Genomic DNA, 19,598 nt, shown 5'->3' on the forward strand with positions numbered 1-19,598 from the left:
GGTGGCTCCCTAGCGGTAGCTGGCGGCGAGCTTCTCCCAGGCGGGCATGGAGTTGACGATCGTCTCGTAGCTCACGCAGTAGCCCACGCGTACCCAGCCCGGGCAGCCGAAGGAGTCGGACGGGACGGGCAGCAGCTCGAGCGCCTTGGCGCGCTCGAAGAACTTCTCGGCGTCCGGCTCGAGGGCCTTGACCCACAGGTAGAAGGCACCCTCGGGCTCGATGAACTCGTAGCCCAGCGCCGAGAGCCCCTCGGTGAGCGCACGGCGGTTCTTGGCATAGGCCTCGACGTCGCTCGGGCAGTCCACGCAGTCCATGAGCACACGCTGGAAGAGCGCGGGGGCGCAAACGAAGCCCAGCTTGCGGCCGGCGCCGGCGACGGCGAGAATCAGGTCGTCGTGGTCGGGGTTGGTCGGCGGCACGAGAACCCAGCCGATGCGCTCGCCCGGCAGCGACAGGCTCTTGGAGTAGGAGTAGCACACGATCGTGCGGTCGTAGACGGACGGCACCCAAGGCACCTCGGCGCCGTAGGTGATCTCGCGATAGGGCTCGTCGGCCACGAGGTAGATGGCCGTGCCGAGGCTCTTCTCGGCCTCGCGGAGCGCGTCCGCGAGCGCGGCGAGGTTGTCGCGGGAGTACACGGAGCCCACGGGGTTGTTGGGCGAGTTGATGACCACCGCCTTGGTGCGCGGCGTGATCGCGGCGGCCACGGAGGCGACGTCCACCTGGAACGTGGCGGGGTCCGCGAGGACCTCCACGCACGTGGCGCCCGAGGTCTCGATCCAGACGCGATACTCCGGGAAGTACGGGGCGATGACGATGACCTCGTCGCCGGGGTTCACGACGGCATGGAAGGTGATGGAGAGCGAGGCGGCCGCGCCGCAGGTGAGGTAGAGGTCACCGGCGGAGGCAGCGCCGTCACCGAAGCGGCGCGTCAGGCTCGCGGCCACGGCCTCGCGCACGGCGGGCAGGCCGTTGGCAGGCGTGTAGCCGTGGAGCTGCGTCGCCGGGAGCGCGAGCGCGCGCTCGATCGAGGCGCGCACGGCGTCGGGCGCGGGGACCGAGGGGTTGCCCAGCGAGAAGTCGAAGACGTTCTCGGAGCCGATCTCGGCCTTGCGGGCGCCCGCGTACGCCGCGATCTCGCGGATGGAGGACTTCTGCGCGCCGTACGCGCGGCTGGTCTCGTTGATGCTCACTGCTGCTCCCCTCCGGCGGCCTCCGCCGCCTCGTCGTCCTTCTCGCCCGCGGCGTACTCGTCCCAGCGTCCTTCGAGGAGGGCGTCAACGGCGGCGCCCTCCACGGTCTCGCGCTCGAGGAGCACGCGCGCCATGGTGTCCATCTGGTCGCGACGGGTGCCCAGGACCTCGCGGGCGCGCTCGTGGCCCTCGCGCATGATGCGCTCGACCTCGTCGTCGATCCGCTTGGCGGTCTCGGCTGAGTAGTCCTGGTGGTTGGCGTAGTCGCGGCCGAGGAAGACCTCGTGCTGCGCCTCGCCGAAGACCTGCGCGCCCAGCTCGTCGCTCATGCCGTAGCGCGTGACCATCGTGCGCGCGAGCTTGGTGGCCCGCTCGAGGTCGTTGCTCGCGCCGGTGGTGACGTCGTCGCAGAAGAGCTCCTCGGCCGTGCGGCCCGCGAGCAGCACGGCGATCTGGTCGAGCATGCCGTCGCGCGTCTCGAGGAAGTGGTCCTCCTCGGGGATCTGCATGGTGTAGCCGAGCGCCTGGCCGCGGCTCACGATGCTGATCTTGTGGATCGGGTCGGAGTTCTCGAGGACGTGGCCCACGAGGGCGTGACCGGACTCGTGGTAGGCGATGACGCGGCGCTCGCGCTCGGTGATGACGCGGCTCTTGCGCTCGGGGCCGGCCATGACGCGCTCCATGGCCTCCTCGACCTCGGCCTCGCCGATCGTCTCCTTGCGGCGGCGCGCGGCGAGAAGGGCTGCCTCGTTCATGAGGTTGGCGAGGTCCGCGCCCGTGAACCCGGGGGTCACCTTGGCCAGGCGCGCCAGGTCCACGTCATCGGCGACGGGCTTGCCCTTGGCGTGCACGGCCAGGATCTTCTCGCGGCCGCCCACGTCCGGACGGTCCACCGTCACGCGCCGGTCGAAGCGGCCGGGGCGCAGGAGCGCCGGGTCGAGGATGTCGGGGCGGTTGGTGGCGGCGACCAGAATCACCGCGGAGTTGTCCTCGAAGCCGTCCATCTCGACGAGCAGCTGGTTGAGGGTCTGCTCGCGCTCGTCGTGGCCGCCGCCGAGGCCGGCGCCGCGCTGACGGCCGACGGCGTCGATCTCGTCGATGAAGACGATGCAGGGCGCGGCCTCCTTGGCCTGCTTGAAGAGGTCGCGCACGCGCGAGGCGCCCACGCCCACGAACATCTCCACGAAGTCGGAGCCGGAGATCGAGAAGAACGGGACGCCCGCCTCGCCGGCGACGGCCTTGGCGAGCAGCGTCTTGCCGGTACCCGGCGGGCCCACGAGCAAAAGGCCGCGCGGGATGCGGGCGCCCATCTTGCGGTAGCGCTCGGGGTCGGAGAGGAAGTCGCGGACCTCCTGGAGCTCCTCGACCGCCTCGTCGATGCCCGCGACGTCGGCGAAGGTCACCTTGGGACGCTCCCCCTCGATGCGGGCCTTGGTCTTGGCGAAGGACATCGTCTTGTCCTGCTGGCCGGACATGCGGTTCATGTAGTAGACGAAGACGCCCACGAGCAGCAGCGTCGGCACGACGGAGACCAGGACCGTCTGGAGAAGGTCGTCGGAGGACGTGTCGATCTCGTAGGTGACGTCCGGGTGGTCCGCCATGAGCTCGGCAAGGGAGTCGGAGCCCACGTAGACGCTCTTGTACGAGACGAGCTTGGAGTCGTCGTCCTTGTCGGCCTCTGTCTTCCAGTAGGAGCCGGTGACGCTGGCATCAGAGGTGCGGTAGCGGACGTCGCTCACGCGGCCCTCCTCGACGGCGGTCACGAACTCGTTGGTGGGCAGCACCTCACTGGACTGACGGCTGTTGAAGAGCGCGGAGCCCATCGAGTAGGCAAGGTAGACCACGATGGCAAGGACGATCAGCGACGTGATCGCGCCGGACCGCGACGAGCCGCCGGGCTCGCCGGGGAGCGGCGGCCTGTTGTTGTTCTCGGGATCTGGCAACACGTACTCCTTTTTGGGTTACTTCTGGTAGACCTCGGGCTTGAGGATGCCGATGTAGGGCAGGTTGCGGTAGCGCTCGGCGAAGTCGAGGCCGTAGCCCACGATGAACTCGTCGGGCACGTGGGTGCCCACGTAGCGGGGCTCGATCGCGGGCGTCTTGCCGGTGACGTCCTTCACGAGGAACGCGGCCACCTCGACGGAGGCGGGACCGCGGCCCTTGAGCAGGTCGATGAGGTACGAGAGGGTGAGGCCGGAGTCGAGGATGTCCTCGACGATCAGGACGTCGCGGCCCTCGATCTTGGTGTCGAGATCCTTGACGATGCGCACCACGCCGGAACTCTTTGCCGCCTCGCCGTAGCTGGAGACCGCCATGAAGTCCACCGACATCGGACAGTCGATGGCGCGCATGAGATCCGCCGTGAAGACCACGGCGCCACGCAGCACGGCCACGACCAGCGGGTTCTTTCCGGCATAGTCGCGCGTGATCTGCTCGCCCATGCGGCTGACGATCTGATGGATGTCCTCCTCGCTGAGCAGGACCTCCTTGACGTCGGAATGCAGTGCCTCCATCGCTCGCTCCTTCCGTCGGCGGAAGCTCTCTGGCCTGATTTCCAAGGATAGCGCACCTGCGACCCGCCGGAGGCGCCGGAATGCCACGCGCAAAATAGGGTTTGGGTTCGGAGACGGGGCGTCGGAGTCGCAACCGGTCGCAAAAGCGTAGATAACTGATTTCTAGTTTGATTTTTGGCGCGTCGTGTCCGATTTTTCGAACCCAAACCCGAATCGGGTTTGGGTTCAGAAAACGCGAAGTTGGTTTCTAGATATATGTGTCAACTGGAGTTTTGCGCCCGAGTGGCGCGGCCGGGGCAAAATCTCGAACCCAAACCCTACGCGAGGGGGTCGGGCGCCTCCAAAAGCGTCAGCTCGAGCAGCCATTTCGTCGCGGGGGCGCATCGCACGCGCTCGTCGGGGCGCACGGGGGCGACCCACACGACCGGCCCGGTGGGCGAGGTGCGCACCACGGGGACGCTCGTGCGCTCGTCCAGGGGGACGCGCGCCTCCCCCAGCAGGTCGGACACCTTCTTCGACTGCCCGTGCATGCCCAGCGGGCAGAGGACGTCGCCGGGGCGCGGGGCGTCCACCCAGAGCCTGCCGCCGCGCGAGGGGTCGACGCCCGCGGCCTGCGCGTCAAGAAGCACGGACGCGCCCTCCCACTCGAGCGCGTGGGTGCGGGCACGGGCGGCGGGATCCGCGCCGGCGGGCGACTCGACGACGCGCGCGGACAGCACGCGGCCGTCCGGGAGCTCGAGGCGGCCGGGCACCTCGAGCCACGCCGCCGAGGGCGTCGCCGCGCTGCGGGCGCGAAGGAACAGCAGCCCATGCTCCACGTGGGCGGAAACGGCCATCGGAATTGTGAGCGAGCCCTCCCCCGCCGCGACCGCTCGCAACACCGCGGCGATGTGGCGGGCCTCCAGGCGGGCGTCTGGGCGCAGGGCGAGAAGCGCGGCGCGCACCACGCGCCGGGCGATCGCCACCTCGAGTGCGGCGAGGCGAGACGCGTCCAGCACGACGAGCCCGTCGCCCTCGCGGCGCGTGAGGTCGCGCAGGGCGCGGCCGGCGACCGCCGTGAGGTACGCGTCCTCGTCCGAGAGGATGTCGCAGGTGTTCGCGAGGCTGGCCGTCACGCGCGGGTTTCTCGCCCGCACGACGGGCATGACCTCATGGCGGACGTAGGCGCGCAGGTAGCGAGTGTCGGCGTTGGTGTCATCCTCGCGCCAGACGATGCCGCGCATGCGCAGCAGGTCGCAGAGCTCGTCGTGCGTGCGGTCCAGCAGGGGTCGCACGATGCGGTTGCGCCGGCGCGGGATGGACGAAAGCCCCGCCGTCCCGGTGCCGCGGATCGCGTTCATGAAGAAGGTCTCGGCGCGGTCGTCGGCGGTGTGCGCCGTGAGGATGCGCGCGGCGGAGCGCGGCGTGCCGAAGCGCTCGGAGAGCTCGTTCGCGAGGCGTGCAGCCTCGGCGTAGCGCAGCTCGCGGCCGGCATTCTCGACGTTGTCCCGCGCGTCCGCGGCGAGGGCCGCCACGTCGGCGCGACGAATGGTGCAGGGGATGCCAAAGCGCGCGGAGAGGTCGCGCACGAACTCTTCGTCCTCCTCGGCATCGATGCCGCGCAGGCCGTGGTTGACGTGCAGCACGCGCAGGCGCTCGCGGGCGATGCGCGCGACGCCGCGGCCGTCGTCGATGTCGAGCGCCGAGGTCGCGGCCAGCACGAGCAGCGCCGTGGAGTCCGCCCCGCCCGAGACCATGAGGATGACGGGCGCGGAGAGCTCGACGTCCGCCGGCCCACTCGGCCGCTCGAAACGGGCGCCCGAGGCGCCGTATCGGCGAGAGACGCTCGGCATGGTCACCTCCAACGGTTACCCTGTACTTCGGCGACGCGCGGGCGCGTCCCACCCAGAAGTGTACGACAGCGAGAGGAGCCCCATGACCCCCGAGATCCACCTGCACGTACTCGCCAGCGGCTCAAAGGGCAACGCTGCGGTGATCGAGGGCCCCGACGGCTCCGTGCTAGTGGACTGCGGCATCTCGCGCCGCGCCCTTCTCGGCCGCGCGGAGGAGCTGGGGGTGGACATGGGGAGCGTGGTCGCCGTCATCCTCACCCACGAGCACTCGGACCACGTGGGTGGGCTCAGCGTGTTCTGCAACCGCTTCGACGGCCCGCTCTTTGCGACGGCGGGAACCGTGGCGGCGCGCCGCTACCTCTCCGAGCTGCCATTCACGCTCGTGGGCCACTCCGACGAGCTCGAGCTGGCCGGCATGCGCGTGCGGACCTTCCCCACCTCGCACGACGTGGCCGACCCCGTTGGCCTGCGCTTCTCGACGGACGACGACGCACTCGGCTTCTGCACCGACACCGGCGAGCTGGGGCCGGAGGCGCTGGACGCCCTCGCCGGCACGCGCATCCTGGCGCTGGAGTCCAACCACGACGAGCGCATGCTCGCGACGGGCGACTACCCCGCCTACCTCAAGGCGCGGGTGGGCGGGCCGACCGGCCACCTCTCCAACGCCCAGACCGCGGCGGCACTCGCGGACCTCGTGGGACCCGACACCGAGACCGTGGTGGCCATGCACCTCTCCCAGCAGAACAACCGGCCGAGCGTCTGCGTTCGCGCGCTGGCAGCCGCGGTGGGCGCCGAGGTCGCGACCGGCGAGGACGGTCGCCCGGAGGCACGCACGCCCGACGGTCGCCTCACGATCTGCTGCGCCGCGCAGGACTGGCCGCTCTCCGTGTTCTGAGGAGCGGGCGCGCCACCCGCCCGCTACAGAAAACGGGCCGGAACCCGTGGGTCCCGGCCCGCTGAGTCGCCGCTACGCAACAGCTAGTCGATGGCGATCTTGGTGACGTTGGCCTTCTCGTCCTGCTTGGGGACGTTCACCGTGAGGATGCCGCCCTCGAGCTTGGCGGTGAGGCCGGTCGTGGCCGCGTCCTTCAGGAAGACGCCGCGTGTGGCGCTCCACTCGCCGGACTCCTTGTAGAGGTAGTTCTTGCCCTTCTCCTCGTCGGACTCCTTCTTCTCGACGGAGACGGAGAGACGGCCCTCGTTGAGCTCGACGTCGATGTCCTCGCGCTTGACGCCCGGGAGCTCGGCGGTGACGACGTAGGCGGTGCCCGCGTCCTCGACGTTCATCTTGAAGCCGGCGTTGCCCGTGGAGAGCGCGGCGAACGGCGCATCGAAGAAGCGGTCGAACTCGTCGAACGGCCAGCTGCGAAGAGCCCTCGAGTAACGGTCATACGGAATCATGCTTGCCATGGTGCTCACTCCTTTTGGTCTGTGGTGGGCGCCTCCTCGGGCACCCTGTCGCTCGTTGGTAGTTATTCCCCGCCATCCAGCTTCTAAACCGAGAAGGACCATTTTTCTGAGCGACATATACTCACCATATCTAAGCGTCATCAACTTAGATTTTGAGCACGGCGCGGCCTGTATCATAATGGCGACGGTAACAGAGAGAGCCGGAGGCACCATGAGCAGCACCGAGCCCGCCAAGGGGAACGCCGAGAGGCATGCGGCCCCCTACGTCCGTCAGCGTCCCACCCATCGCAGCGTGGAGCCCATCGACGACCTTGCGTCCGAGACGGGCGAGCCCGAGTCCGACGACCAGGGCTCCAGCAGGGCCGCCGGCGGCGTCCTCCCCACCCTCGGGCACAGGCGCTCGCGCGCCGAGGGCGTGCAGCTGCGCCGCGACCTCCACTATGGCCAGTACCTCGAGATTCCCCGGGGACGACGCGACATCTTCGCCTCGCGCGAGCGCAAGACGCGCATCAAGACGGCCATCGCGCTCGTCGCCGTGCTGGCCGTGCTGGCGATCGTGGTCTTCTTCGTCTGGGAGTACATGCAGACCAACTGGGGCTCCACCGCCCGCTAGCCGTATGGGTCAAAAGGGACTGTCCCTTTTGACCCCTTTTTTGCCTACGCCCAGGGGTCGCGCTCGAAGAGGGGCTCGGGGTCCGGGCGGCGGTCCGAGTAGGGGTCGTAGCCGTCGTCGTCCTCGTTCTCGGCGCGCCTGAACTCGTCCTTCTCGACGGTCTTTTCCTTGTCGTCCATCAGATCACCCCGTAAACAGGTCGATGTAGGCGATGTAGTCGCAGAGCTTGCCGTCAAAGTCGGAGAGGTCGACGCCGGAGAAGTGCGACGTCGGGGCGATCATGGCCACGACCCCCGTGGAGTCGCCCACGCCCCCGATCCTGACGGCCCAGGTGTAGCCGCCCTGCTCGCCGACGGCGCAGATGAAGTGCGCGTCCTCCGGGAGCTCCTCGGGCATGACGACGTCCTCGGCCGTGCAGGTGTCCTTGAGGCCCTCGAGGCCGCAGGCCGCCATCACGGCGCGCACGCCCTCCTCGTTCTCCCTCCCGCCGCCGGAGGGCAGCGTGTCGGAGCTGAAGGCGTAGCGGACGCCGCCGACGCCCGCGCCTTCCGCGAGCACGTCTCCCTTGGAGCCGCCCTCGTAGTGGGAGGTCTCGGGGTCGTCGGTGATGTGGAGCAGGTCGCCAGACGAGCCCTTGTACACCGCGTGAGCGTTGCCGTTGTGGACGTAGACGCCGCCGTAGACCAGCGAGAAGCCCTCGTCCGCAAGATACTCGGCGAGCTGCTCGGGCGTGGCCTCGAAGTACTCGGCCAGGCTCGTCGGCGAGGACGGGTTGGGGCTCGACACGCTCAGCTTGACCGTCGTGCCGCCCGCCACCTCGGTGCCCTCGCCGGGGTCGGCCGCGACCACCGTGTTCTTCTTGGCATCGGAGTCGACGTAGGAGACCTCGCCCTTGAGGCCCTGCTCCTCCAGCGCGGCGAGCGCCTCGTCGGCCGTGAGGCCCTTCACGTCGGGCACCTTGTAGGGCTGGGCGATCACGAGCGTGATCTGGTCCCCGGAGACGAAGGGCTCCCCGACCCCGGGGCTCACCTCGATCGCGGTGCCCGCCTCCTCGTCCGAGTTGCTGGTCTTCACCAGGACGTCCGTGGCGCCCGCGTCGTAGAGCGCCTGCGTGGCGGCGTCCTCCGTCATCCCGATGACGTCGGGGATCGTGCGCTCGGCCCCGACGACCAGCGTCACGCCCGCGGCAGGGTCCGTACGAAGGCCCTCGTCCGGCGTGCAGTCCAGGACCATGCCGATGTTCTCGTCGCCGGAGCGGTACTCGACCTCCACCTGGAAGCCGAGCGCCTCGAGCTCGGCGCGCGCCTCCTCCTCGGTCAGGCCGACGACCGCGGGGACGGTCTTGCCGCCCCAGAGCTCGTTTGCGTAGGTGAGATAGGCGATCCCGCCGGCGACCGCCAGCGCGAGGACGACGAGAAGGGCGATGCCCCAGCGCGGCATGCGGCGCTTGCGCTCCGGCAGGCTCTCCACGGGGGACTCGATGGTGACGACGGGGCGCGCGGCGGTGAGGTCCTCGGGCGCCGCCGCGGGCGAGAAGTACGGGTCGGACAGCGCGTCGATGCCGTCGCGTCCGGACGTGTCGTCAATGCGCGGCAGGTCGGACGGGGTATCGATGGAGGGAAGACGGTCCGCCATGCGCCGCGGCGCGACGTGGGTCGCGTCCGCGCGCGTGGCATCGTCCATGAGGCGCGTGGCGCCCGGGTCGACCGAGGGCAGGTCGTCGGGGCTCATCCTGACGGTCCTGTCGTCGTTCTTCTCGTCCATCTCGCCCCCTCAACCGGTCGTTGCGTCACGTTCATGGTAGCGTCCCGGCGCGTTCGCACGCAACGGCGCCGAGAAAGACATCTCATCCAAAACGCGGCCTCTGGGAGGGCGATTTTGGTCCGATTGTCTTTCTCGGCGCCGGATTGGCAAGGCGCGGGCGAGAAGGACGCGTCGGCGCTACTCCAGGGCGTCCGGCTCCAGGGGCTCGTCGTCGGCAGGCACGGAGCCAGCCGGCGCGCCGGCGTGACGGCGCTCGGAGGCGGCGTCGTCGCGCGCGGCGAAGAGCCGGTCGTCGTCGCCCACGTCGATGCGGACCACGTCGCCCTCGCCGAGCTCGCCGCCAATGATCAGGTTGGCGACGTTGTCCACGACCTGGCGCTGGATGAGGCGCTTGAGCGGGCGGGCGCCGTAGACCGGGTCGAGCCCGTCGAAGGCGAGCGACTGCTTGGCCGCCGGTGTGAGCTCCAGCTGGATGCGGTCGCGGGACAGGCGCTCGCGGACGTCCTTGAGCTGGATGTCCACGATCTTCTCGATGTCCTCGAGGCCGAGGGCGTGGAAGACCACCACGTCGTCGATGCGGTTCAGGAACTCCGGCTTGAAGGTCTGACGCAGGGCGTTGTTGACCTCGCGCTGGACCTCGTCCGGGTCACTTGCGGCGTCTGCGCCGGCGATGAACTGGCTGCCCACGTTGGACGTCATGATGATGATCGTGTTCTTGAAGCTCACCATGCGGCCCTGGCCGTCGGTGAGGCGGCCGTCGTCGAGCACCTGCAGCAGGATGTTGAAGACGTCGGGGTGCGCCTTCTCCATCTCGTCCATGAGGATGACGGAGTAGGGGCGACGGCGCACGGCCTCGGTGAGCTGGCCGCCCTCGTCGTAGCCCACGTATCCCGGGGGCGCGCCGATGAGGCGCTGGACGCTGAACTTCTCCATGTACTCGGACATGTCGATGCGCACGAGCGCGCGCTCGTCGTCGAAGAGGCACTCGGCGAGCGCCTTGGCGAGCTCGGTCTTGCCCACGCCGGTGGGGCCGAGGAAGAAGAAGCTGCCGATGGGGCGGCTGGGGTCGGAGAGGCCCGCGCGGCTGCGGCGCACGGCGGCGGCCACGGCGGAGACGGCCTCGTCCTGGCCGATCACGCGCTTGTGCAGCTCGGCCTCGAGGTTCTTGAGCTTGTCCAGCTCGCCCTGCATCATCTTGGAGACGGGCACGCCGGTCCACGAGCTCACGACCTCGGCGATCTCCTCGGAGGTAACCTCCTCCTTGAGCAGGCCGCCGGCCTCCTGCTTGGCGGTGAGCGCGGCCTCCGCCTGCTCGTACTCGCGCTGGAGGGCGGGAATCGTGGAGTAGCGCAGCTCGGAGGCTCGCGCGAGGTCGCCCTCGCGGGTCACGCGCTCCATCTCGACGCGCGCGTCCTCGATGCGCGACTTGAGGTCCTGCACGCGGTCGATCGCGCCCTTCTCGTTCTCCCAGTCGGCCTTCATGCCGTCGAGCTTCTCGCGCGTGGTGGCGATCTCGCCGCGCAGGGTCTCGAGGCGCTCCTTGCTGGCGGCGTCCTCCTCCTTCATGAGAGCCTGCTCCTCGATCTGCATCTGTGTGAGCTGGCGCTCGGTGGCGTCGATGTCCGCCGGCATGCTGTCCAGCTCCATGCGCAGACGGCTCGCGGCCTCGTCCACGAGGTCGATGGCCTTGTCCGGCAGGAAGCGGTCGGAGATGTAGCGGTTGGAGAGGTCGGCGGCGCTGACCAGCGCGGAGTCCGTGATGCGGACGCGGTGGTGCTGCTCGTAGCGCTCCTTGAGGCCGCGCAGGATGGAGATCGTGTCCTCGACGGTGGGCTCGGAGACCATGACGGTCTGGAAGCGGCGGGCGAGCGCCGCGTCCTTCTCGATGTACTTGCGGTACTCGTCCAGCGTGGTGGCGCCAATGGCGTGCAGGTCGCCGCGGGCGAGGGCCGGCTTCAGGATGTTGCCGGCGTCCATGGAGCCCTCGGTCGCGCCCGCGCCCACGATGGTGTGCAGCTCGTCGATGAACAGGATGATGCGGCCGTCCGAGTTCTGGACCTCCTTGAGCACGGACTTGAGGCGGTCCTCGAACTCGCCGCGGTACTTGGCACCGGCCACGAGCGCGGACATGTCGAGCTCGACGATGTCCTTGTCACGGATGGTGGACGGGACGTCGCCGTTGACGATGCGCTGGGCCAGGCCCTCGACGATGGCGGTCTTGCCGACGCCGGGCTCGCCGATGAGCACGGGGTTGTTCTTGGTGCGGCGGGAGAGGACCTGGATGGTGCGGCGAATCTCCTCGACGCGGCCGATCACCGGGTCGAGCTTGCCCTGACGCGCGAGGTCGGTGACGTTGCGACCGTACTGCTCGAGCGCCTTGAGCTGGGGCTTGGCGTCCTGGCTGGTGACGTGCTCGCCGGCACGCAGCTCCTCGTAGGCCTGGGAGACGCGCTTGCCGGTGACGCCGGCGGCCTTGAGGAGCGAACCCGCCTCGTCCTTGCTGTCCGCGAGCGCGCAGAGCAGGTGCTCGGAGGTCACGTAGGAGTCGCCCATCTTGGACGCGAGCTTCTCCGCGGCGTCGCCCACGCGCACGAGGTCTTGGCCGACGCCCATCTGGGGCGTGTCGCCGCTCACGCGCGGCTGGCTGGCGACGGCCTGGTCCACCTGCGCCTCGATGGAGGCGGGGTCCGCGCCGACGCGCTCGATGATCGCGCTGAGGTTGCGCTCCCCCGAGCCGAGAAGTGCCTTGAGCAGGTGCACGGGCTGCACCTGGCCGGCGCTGGCGTCGGTCGCGATGCCCACGGCCGCCTGCAGCGCCTCCTGGGCCGTGACGGCCCACTTGTCGAGTCTCATGGTTTGCCCCTTTCTGGGTTGCGGTTAGTCAAGGACTATTGTTCCCGCGTGAGCTGGGGCGTATACGTAAATCTAAGTGTCTACATAGTAGATTTTTCAGAGTGCGGGAAGCCGGCGAGAAGGACCGTGGGGTCGCTACTCGTCGCCCTTCTCGGCCGCGTCCGGGGCGCCGTTCAGCAGCAGTCGGCGCATGACCTGCTCCGGGGAGCTCGAGGCGTCGTAGCGGGCGAGCGCGGTGATCTTCTCCTGCATCTTGTACTCGTGGACCTCGTCCTCGAGCTCGCGCACGCGGCGACGCAGGTCGTCGAGCTCAGCCTCGCGCTCGAGCATGCGCTCGCGCATGTCGAGGATGCGCACGACGCCGGCGAGGTTGATGCCCTCGTCGGTGAGCTTGGAGATGAGGTTGAGCCGCTCGATGTCGGCCTGGCTGTAGAGGCGCGTGTTGCCGCGCGAGCGCCCGGGCGTGACGAGGCCCTTCTGCTCGTAGACGCGCAGGGTCTGCGGGTGCATGCCGGTGAGCTCGGCGGCGACGCTGATCATGTAGAGCGGCTTGTTGCGGTCGCGACCGCCGACGTTCTTATCGCTTGGCGCCATAGCGCATGACCTCCTCGCGGTAGTCGCGCGTGTCCGCGTCGCGCAGGGCGGCCAGGGTCTCGCGCTCCTTCTTCGAAAGCATCGTGGGCACCTTCACGCGCACGGTCACGAACAGCGCGCCGCGCGACCCCTTGCGCTTGACGTTGGGCGCGCCCAGGTCGCGGAAGCGGAAGGTCTTGCCGTCCTGCGTGCCGGCGGGCACCTTGAGGCGGACCTCAGTGCCGTCGGGCGTGGGCACGTCGACCGTGGTGCCGAGCGTGGCCTCGTAGATGCTGAGCGGCAGCTCCATGCGGACGTCGGCGCCGTCGCGCTTGAAGAGCGGGTGCTCGGCCACGTGCGTGGTGATCACGAGGTCGCCGCGGTCGCCGCCGTTGGTGCCGTACTCGCCGCGCCCGCGGTAGCGGAGCTTGCCACCGTCCACGGCGCCGGCCGGGATCTTGATCGTGAGGGTCTGCTCCTCGCCGGTGGAGGGCACGCGGTACGTGGCCTTGCGGGTGGCCCCGCGGAAGGCCTCCTCGGCGCTGACGTCCACGGACATGGTGAGGTCGGAGCCCTTGGTCGGGCGGTTTGCCCCGCGGGCGCCGGCCGCGCCGCCGAAGATCGACGAGAAGTCGAACCCGCCGAAGCCGCCGTCGCCGCCGCGCATGTTGTTGAAGATGTCGGACCAGTCGCCGCCCACGTTGGTCGTGTAGGTGTAGCGGCCGCGGCCGCCCGAGCCGCCGAAGTCGGCGCCGGGAATGCCGCCGAATATGAGCATCTGGTCGTACTCGCGGCGCTTCTTGGGGTCGGAGAGCGTGGTGTACGCCTCGCTGACCTCCTTGAACTTTGCCTCGTCGCCGCCGGCGTCCGGGTGGTACTTGGCAGCGAGCTTGCGGAACGCCCGCTTGATCTCGTCGTCAGAGGCGTCGCGCTTCACACCGAGAACGTCGTAGTAGCTCTTGTTGGTTGCCATGTCGCACGCGCCCCCCTTCAAAGCGTGCGTCGTCGTGCAAAGGGGACGGGCACTTTTGCACGCGCGCGGGTTGGTCTGTCAGCGTGCAAAAGAGCCCGTCCCCTTTGCACGCCACGTACTGTTACTCCTGCTCGGGCTCCGACGGACGCTTGGGGCCACCGTAGGTCACCGTCACCATGGCGGTGCGGATGACCTTGTCGCCCATGCGATAGCCCTTCTGGTAGACCTGGGCCACCGTCTCGTCAAACGCCTCAGCGTCCTCCACGCGGCCCACGGCCTGGTGGGCCAGCGGGTCGAAGGCCTCACCCGCCGGGTCGATGGGGTCGACGCCCTCCTTGGCGAGCACGCCGAGCATCTTCGCGTGGACCGCGGAGACGCCGTCGACGAACTGCTTGAGCTGGGCGTCGTCCTCGGTCGCGCCGGCGTGCTCGATGGCGCGCTCGAGGTCGTCGATCACCGGGAGCAGGTTTGTGACCAGCTTCTCGGCAGCGAGGTCCTTCTCGGCGAGTCGCTCGGCGGCGGTGCGGCGGCGGTAGTTCTCCCAGTCCGCCTGGAGTCGCAGCATGCGGTCCTTGGCCTCCGCGGCCTCCGTCTTGGCCGCCTCGATTTGGTCCTCGACGTCGGCCAGCTTCTTGGCGAGGTCGTCGCGCTCCTCGCGCAGCTTGCCGGCGTCGGCGGCGAGCTCGCGCTCGGCGGCCTCCTCGCCGGCGCGGATGGCGGCCTCCACTCGGGCGCGCTCCTCCGCGTCCTCGTCGTCGGCCTCGTCGGCGACGCCCTCGTCCTCGGCCTCAGGCTCGGCCGCGGGCTCGTCGTCCTTCTCGGCGACCTCCGCCGCCTCCACCTCGTCGGGCTCGACGACGTCGTTCTTCTCGTCCTCTACCTCGATGGGCACCTTCACGTCACCCTCCTCGACATATCCGGAGGGGGCGGCCGCGAAGCCGTGGCCGCCCCCGAAAGTCATCTGCTAGACGCGGCCGTGCGACTAGTTGTTCTTGTCGTCGTCCACGACCTCGTAGTCGGCGTCGACGACGTCGTCCGCGCCACCCTGCGCGCCCGCGCCGGCGTCGGAGCCGCCCGCGGTCTGGTCCTGGGTGGTGGAGTAGACGATCTGCGCGAGCTTCTGGGAGGCCTCGGTGAGCTTGTCGCCCGCGGCGCGGATGGCCTCGATGTCGGTGCCCTCGAGCGCCTTCTTGGCGTCGGCGATGGCAGCCTCAACCTCGGACTTCTGGTCGGCGGGGACCTTGTCGCCGAGGTCCTTCAGGGTCTGCTCGGCGCCGTAGCACAGCGAGTCGACCTGGTTGCGGACCTCGATCTCGTCCTTGTGCTTCTTGTCCTCCTCGGCGTGGGCCTCGGCGTCCTTGACCATGCGGTCGACCTCGTCGTCGGACAGGGCGGTGGAGCCGGAGATGGTGATCTGCTGGCTCTTGCCGGTGGCCTTGTCCTTGGCGGTGACCTTCACGATGCCGTTGGCGTCGATGTCGAAGGTGACCTCGATCTGCGGGATGCCGCGGCGGGCGGCCGGGATGCCGGTGAGGTTGAACTTGCCGAGGGACTTGTTGTCCGCAGCCATCTCGCGCTCGCCCTGCAGGACGTTGATCTCGACGGACGTCTGGTTGTCGGCAGCCGTGGAGTAGATCTCGGTCTTGGACGTGGGGATCGTGGTGTTGCGGTCGATCATCTTGGTCATGACGCCGCCCATGGTCTCGACGCCGAGCGACAGCGGGGTGACGTCGAGCAGCAGGATGCCCGAGACGTCGCCGGTGAGGACGCCGCCCTGGACGGCAGCGCCGTCGGCCACGACCTCGTCCGGGTTCACGGACATGTTGGGCTGCTTGCCGGTCATCTGCTTGACGAGCTCCTGGACGGCGGGCATACGGCTGGAGCCGCCGACGAGGATGACCTCGTTGACCTGGGAGATCTGGAGGTTGGCGTCATGCAGGGCCTTGGTGACGGGGCCCTTGCAGCGGTCGAGCAGGTCACGCGTGATGCGCTCGAACTCGGCGCGGGTCAGCGTGTAGTCGAGGTGCTTGGGGCCGGTGGCGTCGGCGGTGATGAAGGGCAGGTTGATCTGGGCCTGCTGGGCGGAGGAGAGCTCCTTCTTGGCGTTCTCCGCGGCCTCCTTCAGGCGCTGCAGGGCCATGGGGTCCTTGCGCAGGTCGATGCCGTTGTCGGACTGGAACTTGTCGGCCATCCAGTCGATGACGCGCTGGTCCCAGTCGTCGCCGCCGAGATGGTTGTCGCCGTTGGTGGCGAGAACCTCGACGACGCCGTCGGCGAGGTCGAGCAGCGAGACGTCGAAGGTGCCGCCGCCGAGGTCGAAGACCAGGACCTTCTGGTCAATGCCCTTCTTGTCGAGGCCGTACGCGAGGGCCGCGGCGGTGGGCTCGTTGACGATGCGCTGGACGTTGAGGCCGGCGATCTTGCCGGCGTCCTTGGTGGCCTGGCGCTGGGCGTCGTTGAAGTAGGCCGGGACGGTGATGACGGCGTCGGTGACGGGCTCGCCGAGGTACTTCTCGGCGTCGGCCTTCATCTTGGAGAGGATCATGGCGCTAATCTGCTCGGGGGTGAAGTCCTCGCCCTCGATCTCCACGACCGCGCGGTTGCCGGTGCCGGCCTTGACCTTGTACGGGACGGTCTTGAGCTCGGAGCCGACCTCGTCGTAGCGACGGCCCATGAAGCGCTTGATCGAGAAGACGGTGTTGGTGGGGTTGGTGACGGCCTGGTTCTTGGCCGCCTTGCCGACGATGCGGTCGCCGTCGGCGCGGAAGCCAACGACGGACGGGGTGGTGCGGTCGCCCTCGGCGTTGACGATGATCGTGGGCTCGCCGCCCTCGAGGACCGCCATCGCGGAGTTGGTGGTACCCAGGTCGATACCGAGAATCTTGCTCATGGTCGCTCTCCTTTTCCTGCGCGGGGCCCGCCGTGCGGACCCGCTCGCTTGTATCCGTGTGTACGGTTGAGTTTATCCCCTGTGCGTGACGATTCTATACATAATCTAAGTCTCTACACATGAGATTTTTTGAAGCGCAGGATTTAGGGAAGGCGCAGCCTACAGCAGGCGGTGCTCGAAGCGCCCGTTCTCATAGACGCCGCAGCTCGCGGAGCCGTCCTTGGGGATGCCGACCGAGCCGGGGTTGAAGACCCACGCGTCGTGCGCGTCGTTCTTCTCGCTCACCTTGATGTGGGTGTGGCCGTAGACCAGCGCCGAGTTGGGCGGCAGCGCGGGCCAGGCGTCGACGCTGTTGTGGTAGCCGGGGCCGTAGACGTGGCCGTGGGTGAGGAAGATCGTGAGGGGGCCGCCCGGGACGTCAGGGTCCAGCAGGATGTTGTGGTCCGCCATGCAGGGGAAGCCGAGGACCATCTGGTCGACCTCGGCCTCGCAGTTGCCGCGGACGGCGATCGCGCGGTCGGCCACGGAGTTAAGCATCTCGATGACGCGCTTGGGGGCGTAGTCCGCGGGCAGGTCGTTGCGCGGACCGTGGTAGAGCAGGTCGCCGAGCAGGACGATGCGGTCGGGGCGCTCCGTGGCGACGAGGTCCATGAGGCGCTCGCAGGCGTCGGCGGCGCCGTGGATGTCGGATGCGATGACGAGCTTCATGTGAGTTCCTTTCTCGCGTGCGCGACCACGAGCGCGCGAACGGCGGGCAACTCGGCGAGGGAGTGCGGCCAGGTCTGGGCAGAGAGGGCTCGGGCGAGGCTCTCGAGCACGTCGTGGCGCGCGTGGTGGCCGAGCGACATCAGGAGCGGAGCGAGCAGGACCGCGCGCGCCGGGCGCTCGTGCAGGCGGGCGACGAGGCGCTCCGGAGAGCCCACGAGGGCGTCGGCGCGGCCGCGGGCGAGCAACGCGGCCTCGAGCCGGTCAAACGCGACCGCGCACTCGCTCCCGCGATGCCCTGCGAGCGCGATGGTGCGACCAGGTTGCGCGGGCAGCGCCGCGTCGAGCGCCGCGGCCACGGCGGCGAAGTCCTTCTCACTCGCGAGCAGGGGCGGCGCCAGGCGCAGCTCCTCGAAGCCCGGGGCAGCGGAGCGAACCACGGCGGCGGCCTCGTGCTGCAGGCAGCCGTCGACCACATGCGTGGTCGCCACGAGGACGCGGCGCGCGCCGCCGTGGCGCAGGCCTTCCAGCGCGTCCGCAAGCGATGCGCCCACCGGCCGACCACCCGTGCGCGCCCGCAGCGTCACGGACGCGCCGATTGCCGCCGCGAGCTCGCCCACGAGCGTCGCGACACCCGCGTCGCCCTTCTCGCCGGACAGGCAGCCGGCTATGACCAGGGCGTCCAGCATCCGTCCTCCAAAATGATTCAAAAGGGGTCTGTCCCCTTTTGAATCGGGCACGCTAGTGATGGCAGGCGTGCTCCTCGCCCATGACGGGGAGCGTGCCGGCGGCGGCCATCTGCGCGACGTCGCCGACGCCGGGGGTCTGGTTCTCGAAGTAGACGGTGATGCCGGCCTGCGCGAAGCCCATCATCGGGCGCATGCCCATGCCGGCGGCCACGATCGCGTCGATGCCGTTGTCGGCGAGCAGGGCCACGGGGCGCATGCAGCCGCCCTCCTCGTGGGGCGGGTTGTCGATGACGCTCACGGCACCGACCTCGCCGTTCTCCACGTCGACCACGGTGAAGCAGTCGCAGTGGCCGAAGTGGCCGGAACGCTCGCAGTCCAGACCGCCCTTGCCGAGGGTCGGGATGGCAACCTTCATGGGAGTCTCCTCTCGTAGGGCGCGCGGGGCGCCCGCGTCTCTTGACGCCGTCATTCTCGCACAAGCAGCCGACGGGCGGCATACGCTCTGCAAAACTCGCGCTCGTGATGAAAAGATGGGAATTCGCATGCAAAACTCTCGTTCGTGATGAAAGTAAAGGCTTCGCGCGCGCCCCTTGTACCGGCGCCTCCCAAAGAACGGCCAGTTGGTGAAATAAAGGGTCAGGCATCGCGCCTCAAGCGAGGCAAAATCCTTCATCACGAACGGATGTTTTGCAGACGACTCGAGGGTTTTTCATCACGAACGAGAGTTTTGCGGGCAAGACAGCCCCTACCGGACGAAACCGAGTTCCTCGAGGACGCGCGCGACGCCGTCCTCATCGTTGCCCGGCGCGTGAAGCGGCATGCGGGCAAGCAGCTCGTCGGGCGCGTTGCCCATGAGGTAGCTGCGCCCCGCGACCTCGAGCATGGGCACGTCATTGTAGTTGTCGCCAAACGCGAGGGCATCCGCGGGGTCCACGCCCCAGTGGTCGCAGAGGAAGCGAACGGCGCCCGCCTTGGAGAGACCGGCGGGCATGACCTCGATCAGGATGTCGGAGGACTTGACCACCGTGAGCTCGGGAAAGCGCTCGCTCAGGCGACGCTCCACCTCGAGCGTGTCCTCGGGGTCACAGATGCAGAGGAGCTTCTGCACCTCGTCGCGCTCGATGGAGTCCACGCCCCCGTCGCGGGCCTCCGCCATGACGACGCGCTCCTCGCGGCGGACGCGAGGGTCCGACCGGTGAGGGCTCACCCAGTCCTCGAAGGAGTACGCGATCCACGCGACGTTCGGGCACTCCGCGCCGAGGAAGTCGGCCACCTCCTGGGCCTTCGCGCGCGAGAACCCGTCATGGAAGATGACGTTGCGTCCTTCGTCGAGTATGACGCCGCCGCCGTAGGTGACCGCCGTGCACGAGACGCCGCCCAGCTCGAGCACCGGGTAGGTGCCCGCGATGCCGCGCGACGTCACCACGGCGAAGGGGATGCCCCGCCCCGCGAGGCCGGCGATCGCGCGCCTCGTTCGCATCGAGATGCGGTGCTCGGAGTTGAGCAGCGTTCCGTCCATGTCGCAGAAGACGGCGGTATTTTGCATGGTTTTCCTCGCTTTCCTCGATTTTCCCCATGATATGCCGAGC

General features: G+C 68.9%; 18 protein-coding genes. 2 read left to right on the top strand and 16 right to left on the bottom strand.

The window, feature by feature from the left end:
- Nucleotides 1–9: 9 nt before the first annotated feature.
- From INF26_RS06460 to tilS, 4 genes are all read right to left on the bottom strand, one after another.
- Nucleotides 10–1,194: a pyridoxal phosphate-dependent aminotransferase gene (locus INF26_RS06460; protein WP_193530011.1), complete on the bottom strand. Its 1,185-nt coding sequence runs from the start codon at nt 1,192–1,194 to the stop codon at nt 10–12.
- On the bottom strand, nt 1,191–3,137 hold the full coding sequence (ftsH, locus tag INF26_RS06465) for an ATP-dependent zinc metalloprotease FtsH (protein ID WP_269747153.1): 1,947 nt from the start codon (nt 3,135–3,137) through the stop codon (nt 1,191–1,193). The genes INF26_RS06460 and ftsH overlap by 4 nt, the downstream gene beginning before the upstream one ends.
- 18 nt (nt 3,138–3,155) lie before the next feature.
- Nucleotides 3,156–3,707 (bottom strand): hypoxanthine phosphoribosyltransferase, encoded by a 552-nt coding sequence (gene hpt, locus INF26_RS06470; RefSeq protein ID WP_193530014.1) that lies wholly within the window; start codon nt 3,705–3,707, stop codon nt 3,156–3,158.
- 317 nt (nt 3,708–4,024) lie between these two features.
- Complete coding sequence (gene tilS / locus INF26_RS06475; RefSeq protein ID WP_193530016.1) at nt 4,025–5,539, bottom strand: tRNA lysidine(34) synthetase TilS; 1,515 nt, start codon at nt 5,537–5,539, stop codon at nt 4,025–4,027.
- An 82-nt stretch (nt 5,540–5,621) separates the two neighbouring features.
- On the opposite strand from tilS, the gene INF26_RS06480 reads away from it, so the two are divergent.
- Nucleotides 5,622–6,434, top strand: coding sequence for an MBL fold metallo-hydrolase (locus tag INF26_RS06480; RefSeq protein ID WP_193530018.1), 813 nt, complete (start codon nt 5,622–5,624; stop codon nt 6,432–6,434).
- Between the two features lie 83 nt (nt 6,435–6,517).
- On the opposite strand, the gene INF26_RS06485 is transcribed toward INF26_RS06480, so the two are convergent.
- On the bottom strand, nt 6,518–6,949 hold the full coding sequence (locus INF26_RS06485; protein ID WP_193530019.1) for an Hsp20/alpha crystallin family protein: 432 nt from the start codon (nt 6,947–6,949) through the stop codon (nt 6,518–6,520).
- A gap of 211 nt (nt 6,950–7,160) precedes the next feature.
- Between INF26_RS06485 and INF26_RS06490 the strand changes: the two genes are divergently transcribed.
- Complete coding sequence (locus tag INF26_RS06490) at nt 7,161–7,562, top strand: hypothetical protein (RefSeq protein WP_193530021.1); 402 nt, start codon at nt 7,161–7,163, stop codon at nt 7,560–7,562.
- Nucleotides 7,563–7,606: 44 nt separating this feature from the next.
- Here INF26_RS06490 and INF26_RS08595 read toward each other — a convergent pair whose 3' ends face one another.
- The 11 genes from INF26_RS08595 to INF26_RS06540 all read right to left on the bottom strand — a co-directional run bounded on the left by INF26_RS08595 (nt 7,607) and on the right by INF26_RS06540 (nt 19,555).
- Complete coding sequence (locus INF26_RS08595; protein WP_269747154.1) at nt 7,607–7,741, bottom strand: hypothetical protein; 135 nt, start codon at nt 7,739–7,741, stop codon at nt 7,607–7,609.
- 4 nt (nt 7,742–7,745) lie between these two features.
- Nucleotides 7,746–9,326: a PASTA domain-containing protein gene (locus INF26_RS06495; protein ID WP_193530023.1), complete on the bottom strand. Its 1,581-nt coding sequence runs from the start codon at nt 9,324–9,326 to the stop codon at nt 7,746–7,748.
- Between the two features lie 177 nt (nt 9,327–9,503).
- Nucleotides 9,504–12,179, bottom strand: a complete 2,676-nt coding sequence (gene clpB, locus INF26_RS06500) for an ATP-dependent chaperone ClpB (RefSeq protein WP_193530025.1) — start codon at nt 12,177–12,179, stop codon at nt 9,504–9,506.
- Between the two features lie 135 nt (nt 12,180–12,314).
- Nucleotides 12,315–12,773, bottom strand: coding sequence for a heat shock protein transcriptional repressor HspR (locus tag INF26_RS06505; RefSeq protein ID WP_193530027.1), 459 nt, complete (start codon nt 12,771–12,773; stop codon nt 12,315–12,317).
- Nucleotides 12,757–13,725, bottom strand: a complete 969-nt coding sequence (locus INF26_RS06510; protein ID WP_193530028.1) for a DnaJ C-terminal domain-containing protein — start codon at nt 13,723–13,725, stop codon at nt 12,757–12,759. Before INF26_RS06510 ends, INF26_RS06505 begins: the two co-directional genes overlap by 17 nt.
- Before the next feature lie 121 nt (nt 13,726–13,846).
- Nucleotides 13,847–14,623: a nucleotide exchange factor GrpE gene (gene grpE / locus INF26_RS06515; RefSeq protein ID WP_332307323.1), complete on the bottom strand. Its 777-nt coding sequence runs from the start codon at nt 14,621–14,623 to the stop codon at nt 13,847–13,849.
- An 84-nt stretch (nt 14,624–14,707) separates the two neighbouring features.
- Entirely contained in the window at nt 14,708–16,615 is a 1,908-nt protein-coding gene (dnaK, locus tag INF26_RS06520; protein ID WP_193530031.1) for a molecular chaperone DnaK, read from the bottom strand.
- Nucleotides 16,616–16,774: 159 nt separating this feature from the next.
- On the bottom strand, nt 16,775–17,323 hold the full coding sequence (yfcE, locus tag INF26_RS06525; protein WP_193530033.1) for a phosphodiesterase: 549 nt from the start codon (nt 17,321–17,323) through the stop codon (nt 16,775–16,777).
- Nucleotides 17,320–18,009, bottom strand: a complete 690-nt coding sequence (locus INF26_RS06530) for a sirohydrochlorin cobaltochelatase (RefSeq protein WP_193530035.1) — start codon at nt 18,007–18,009, stop codon at nt 17,320–17,322. The genes yfcE and INF26_RS06530 overlap by 4 nt, the downstream gene beginning before the upstream one ends.
- A gap of 52 nt (nt 18,010–18,061) precedes the next feature.
- Nucleotides 18,062–18,424, bottom strand: coding sequence for a NifB/NifX family molybdenum-iron cluster-binding protein (locus INF26_RS06535; protein WP_193530037.1), 363 nt, complete (start codon nt 18,422–18,424; stop codon nt 18,062–18,064).
- Between the two features lie 330 nt (nt 18,425–18,754).
- The gene (locus tag INF26_RS06540; protein WP_193530038.1) at nt 18,755–19,555 is read right to left on the bottom strand and encodes an HAD family hydrolase; all 801 of its coding nucleotides are present in this window, start codon (nt 19,553–19,555) and stop codon (nt 18,755–18,757) included.
- Nucleotides 19,556–19,598 lie beyond the last annotated feature (43 nt).

It is taken from the genome of Thermophilibacter gallinarum, from assembly GCF_014982725.1.
In the GTDB taxonomy this organism is placed as follows: domain Bacteria; phylum Actinomycetota; class Coriobacteriia; order Coriobacteriales; family Atopobiaceae; genus Thermophilibacter; species Thermophilibacter gallinarum.

What these genes read in the sequence shown, in the direction of transcription:
- hpt (WP_193530014.1), bottom strand. Translation starts at nt 3,707, where the DNA reads ATGGAGGCACTGCATTCCGACGTCAAGGAGGTCCTGCTCAGCGAGGAG.
- tilS (WP_193530016.1), bottom strand. Translation starts at nt 5,539, where the DNA reads ATGCCGAGCGTCTCTCGCCGATACGGCGCCTCGGGCGCCCGTTTCGAG.
- INF26_RS06480 (WP_193530018.1), top strand. Translation starts at nt 5,622, where the DNA reads ATGACCCCCGAGATCCACCTGCACGTACTCGCCAGCGGCTCAAAGGGC.
- INF26_RS06485 (WP_193530019.1), bottom strand. Translation starts at nt 6,949, where the DNA reads ATGGCAAGCATGATTCCGTATGACCGTTACTCGAGGGCTCTTCGCAGC.
- INF26_RS06490 (WP_193530021.1), top strand. Translation starts at nt 7,161, where the DNA reads ATGAGCAGCACCGAGCCCGCCAAGGGGAACGCCGAGAGGCATGCGGCC.
- INF26_RS08595 (WP_269747154.1), bottom strand. Translation starts at nt 7,741, where the DNA reads ATGGACGACAAGGAAAAGACCGTCGAGAAGGACGAGTTCAGGCGCGCC.
- INF26_RS06495 (WP_193530023.1), bottom strand. Translation starts at nt 9,326, where the DNA reads ATGGACGAGAAGAACGACGACAGGACCGTCAGGATGAGCCCCGACGAC.
- clpB (WP_193530025.1), bottom strand. Translation starts at nt 12,179, where the DNA reads ATGAGACTCGACAAGTGGGCCGTCACGGCCCAGGAGGCGCTGCAGGCG.
- INF26_RS06505 (WP_193530027.1), bottom strand. Translation starts at nt 12,773, where the DNA reads ATGGCGCCAAGCGATAAGAACGTCGGCGGTCGCGACCGCAACAAGCCG.
- INF26_RS06510 (WP_193530028.1), bottom strand. Translation starts at nt 13,725, where the DNA reads ATGGCAACCAACAAGAGCTACTACGACGTTCTCGGTGTGAAGCGCGAC.
- dnaK (WP_193530031.1), bottom strand. Translation starts at nt 16,615, where the DNA reads ATGAGCAAGATTCTCGGTATCGACCTGGGTACCACCAACTCCGCGATG.
- yfcE (WP_193530033.1), bottom strand. Translation starts at nt 17,323, where the DNA reads ATGAAGCTCGTCATCGCATCCGACATCCACGGCGCCGCCGACGCCTGC.
- INF26_RS06530 (WP_193530035.1), bottom strand. Translation starts at nt 18,009, where the DNA reads ATGCTGGACGCCCTGGTCATAGCCGGCTGCCTGTCCGGCGAGAAGGGC.
- INF26_RS06535 (WP_193530037.1), bottom strand. Translation starts at nt 18,424, where the DNA reads ATGAAGGTTGCCATCCCGACCCTCGGCAAGGGCGGTCTGGACTGCGAG.
- INF26_RS06540 (WP_193530038.1), bottom strand. Translation starts at nt 19,555, where the DNA reads ATGCAAAATACCGCCGTCTTCTGCGACATGGACGGAACGCTGCTCAAC.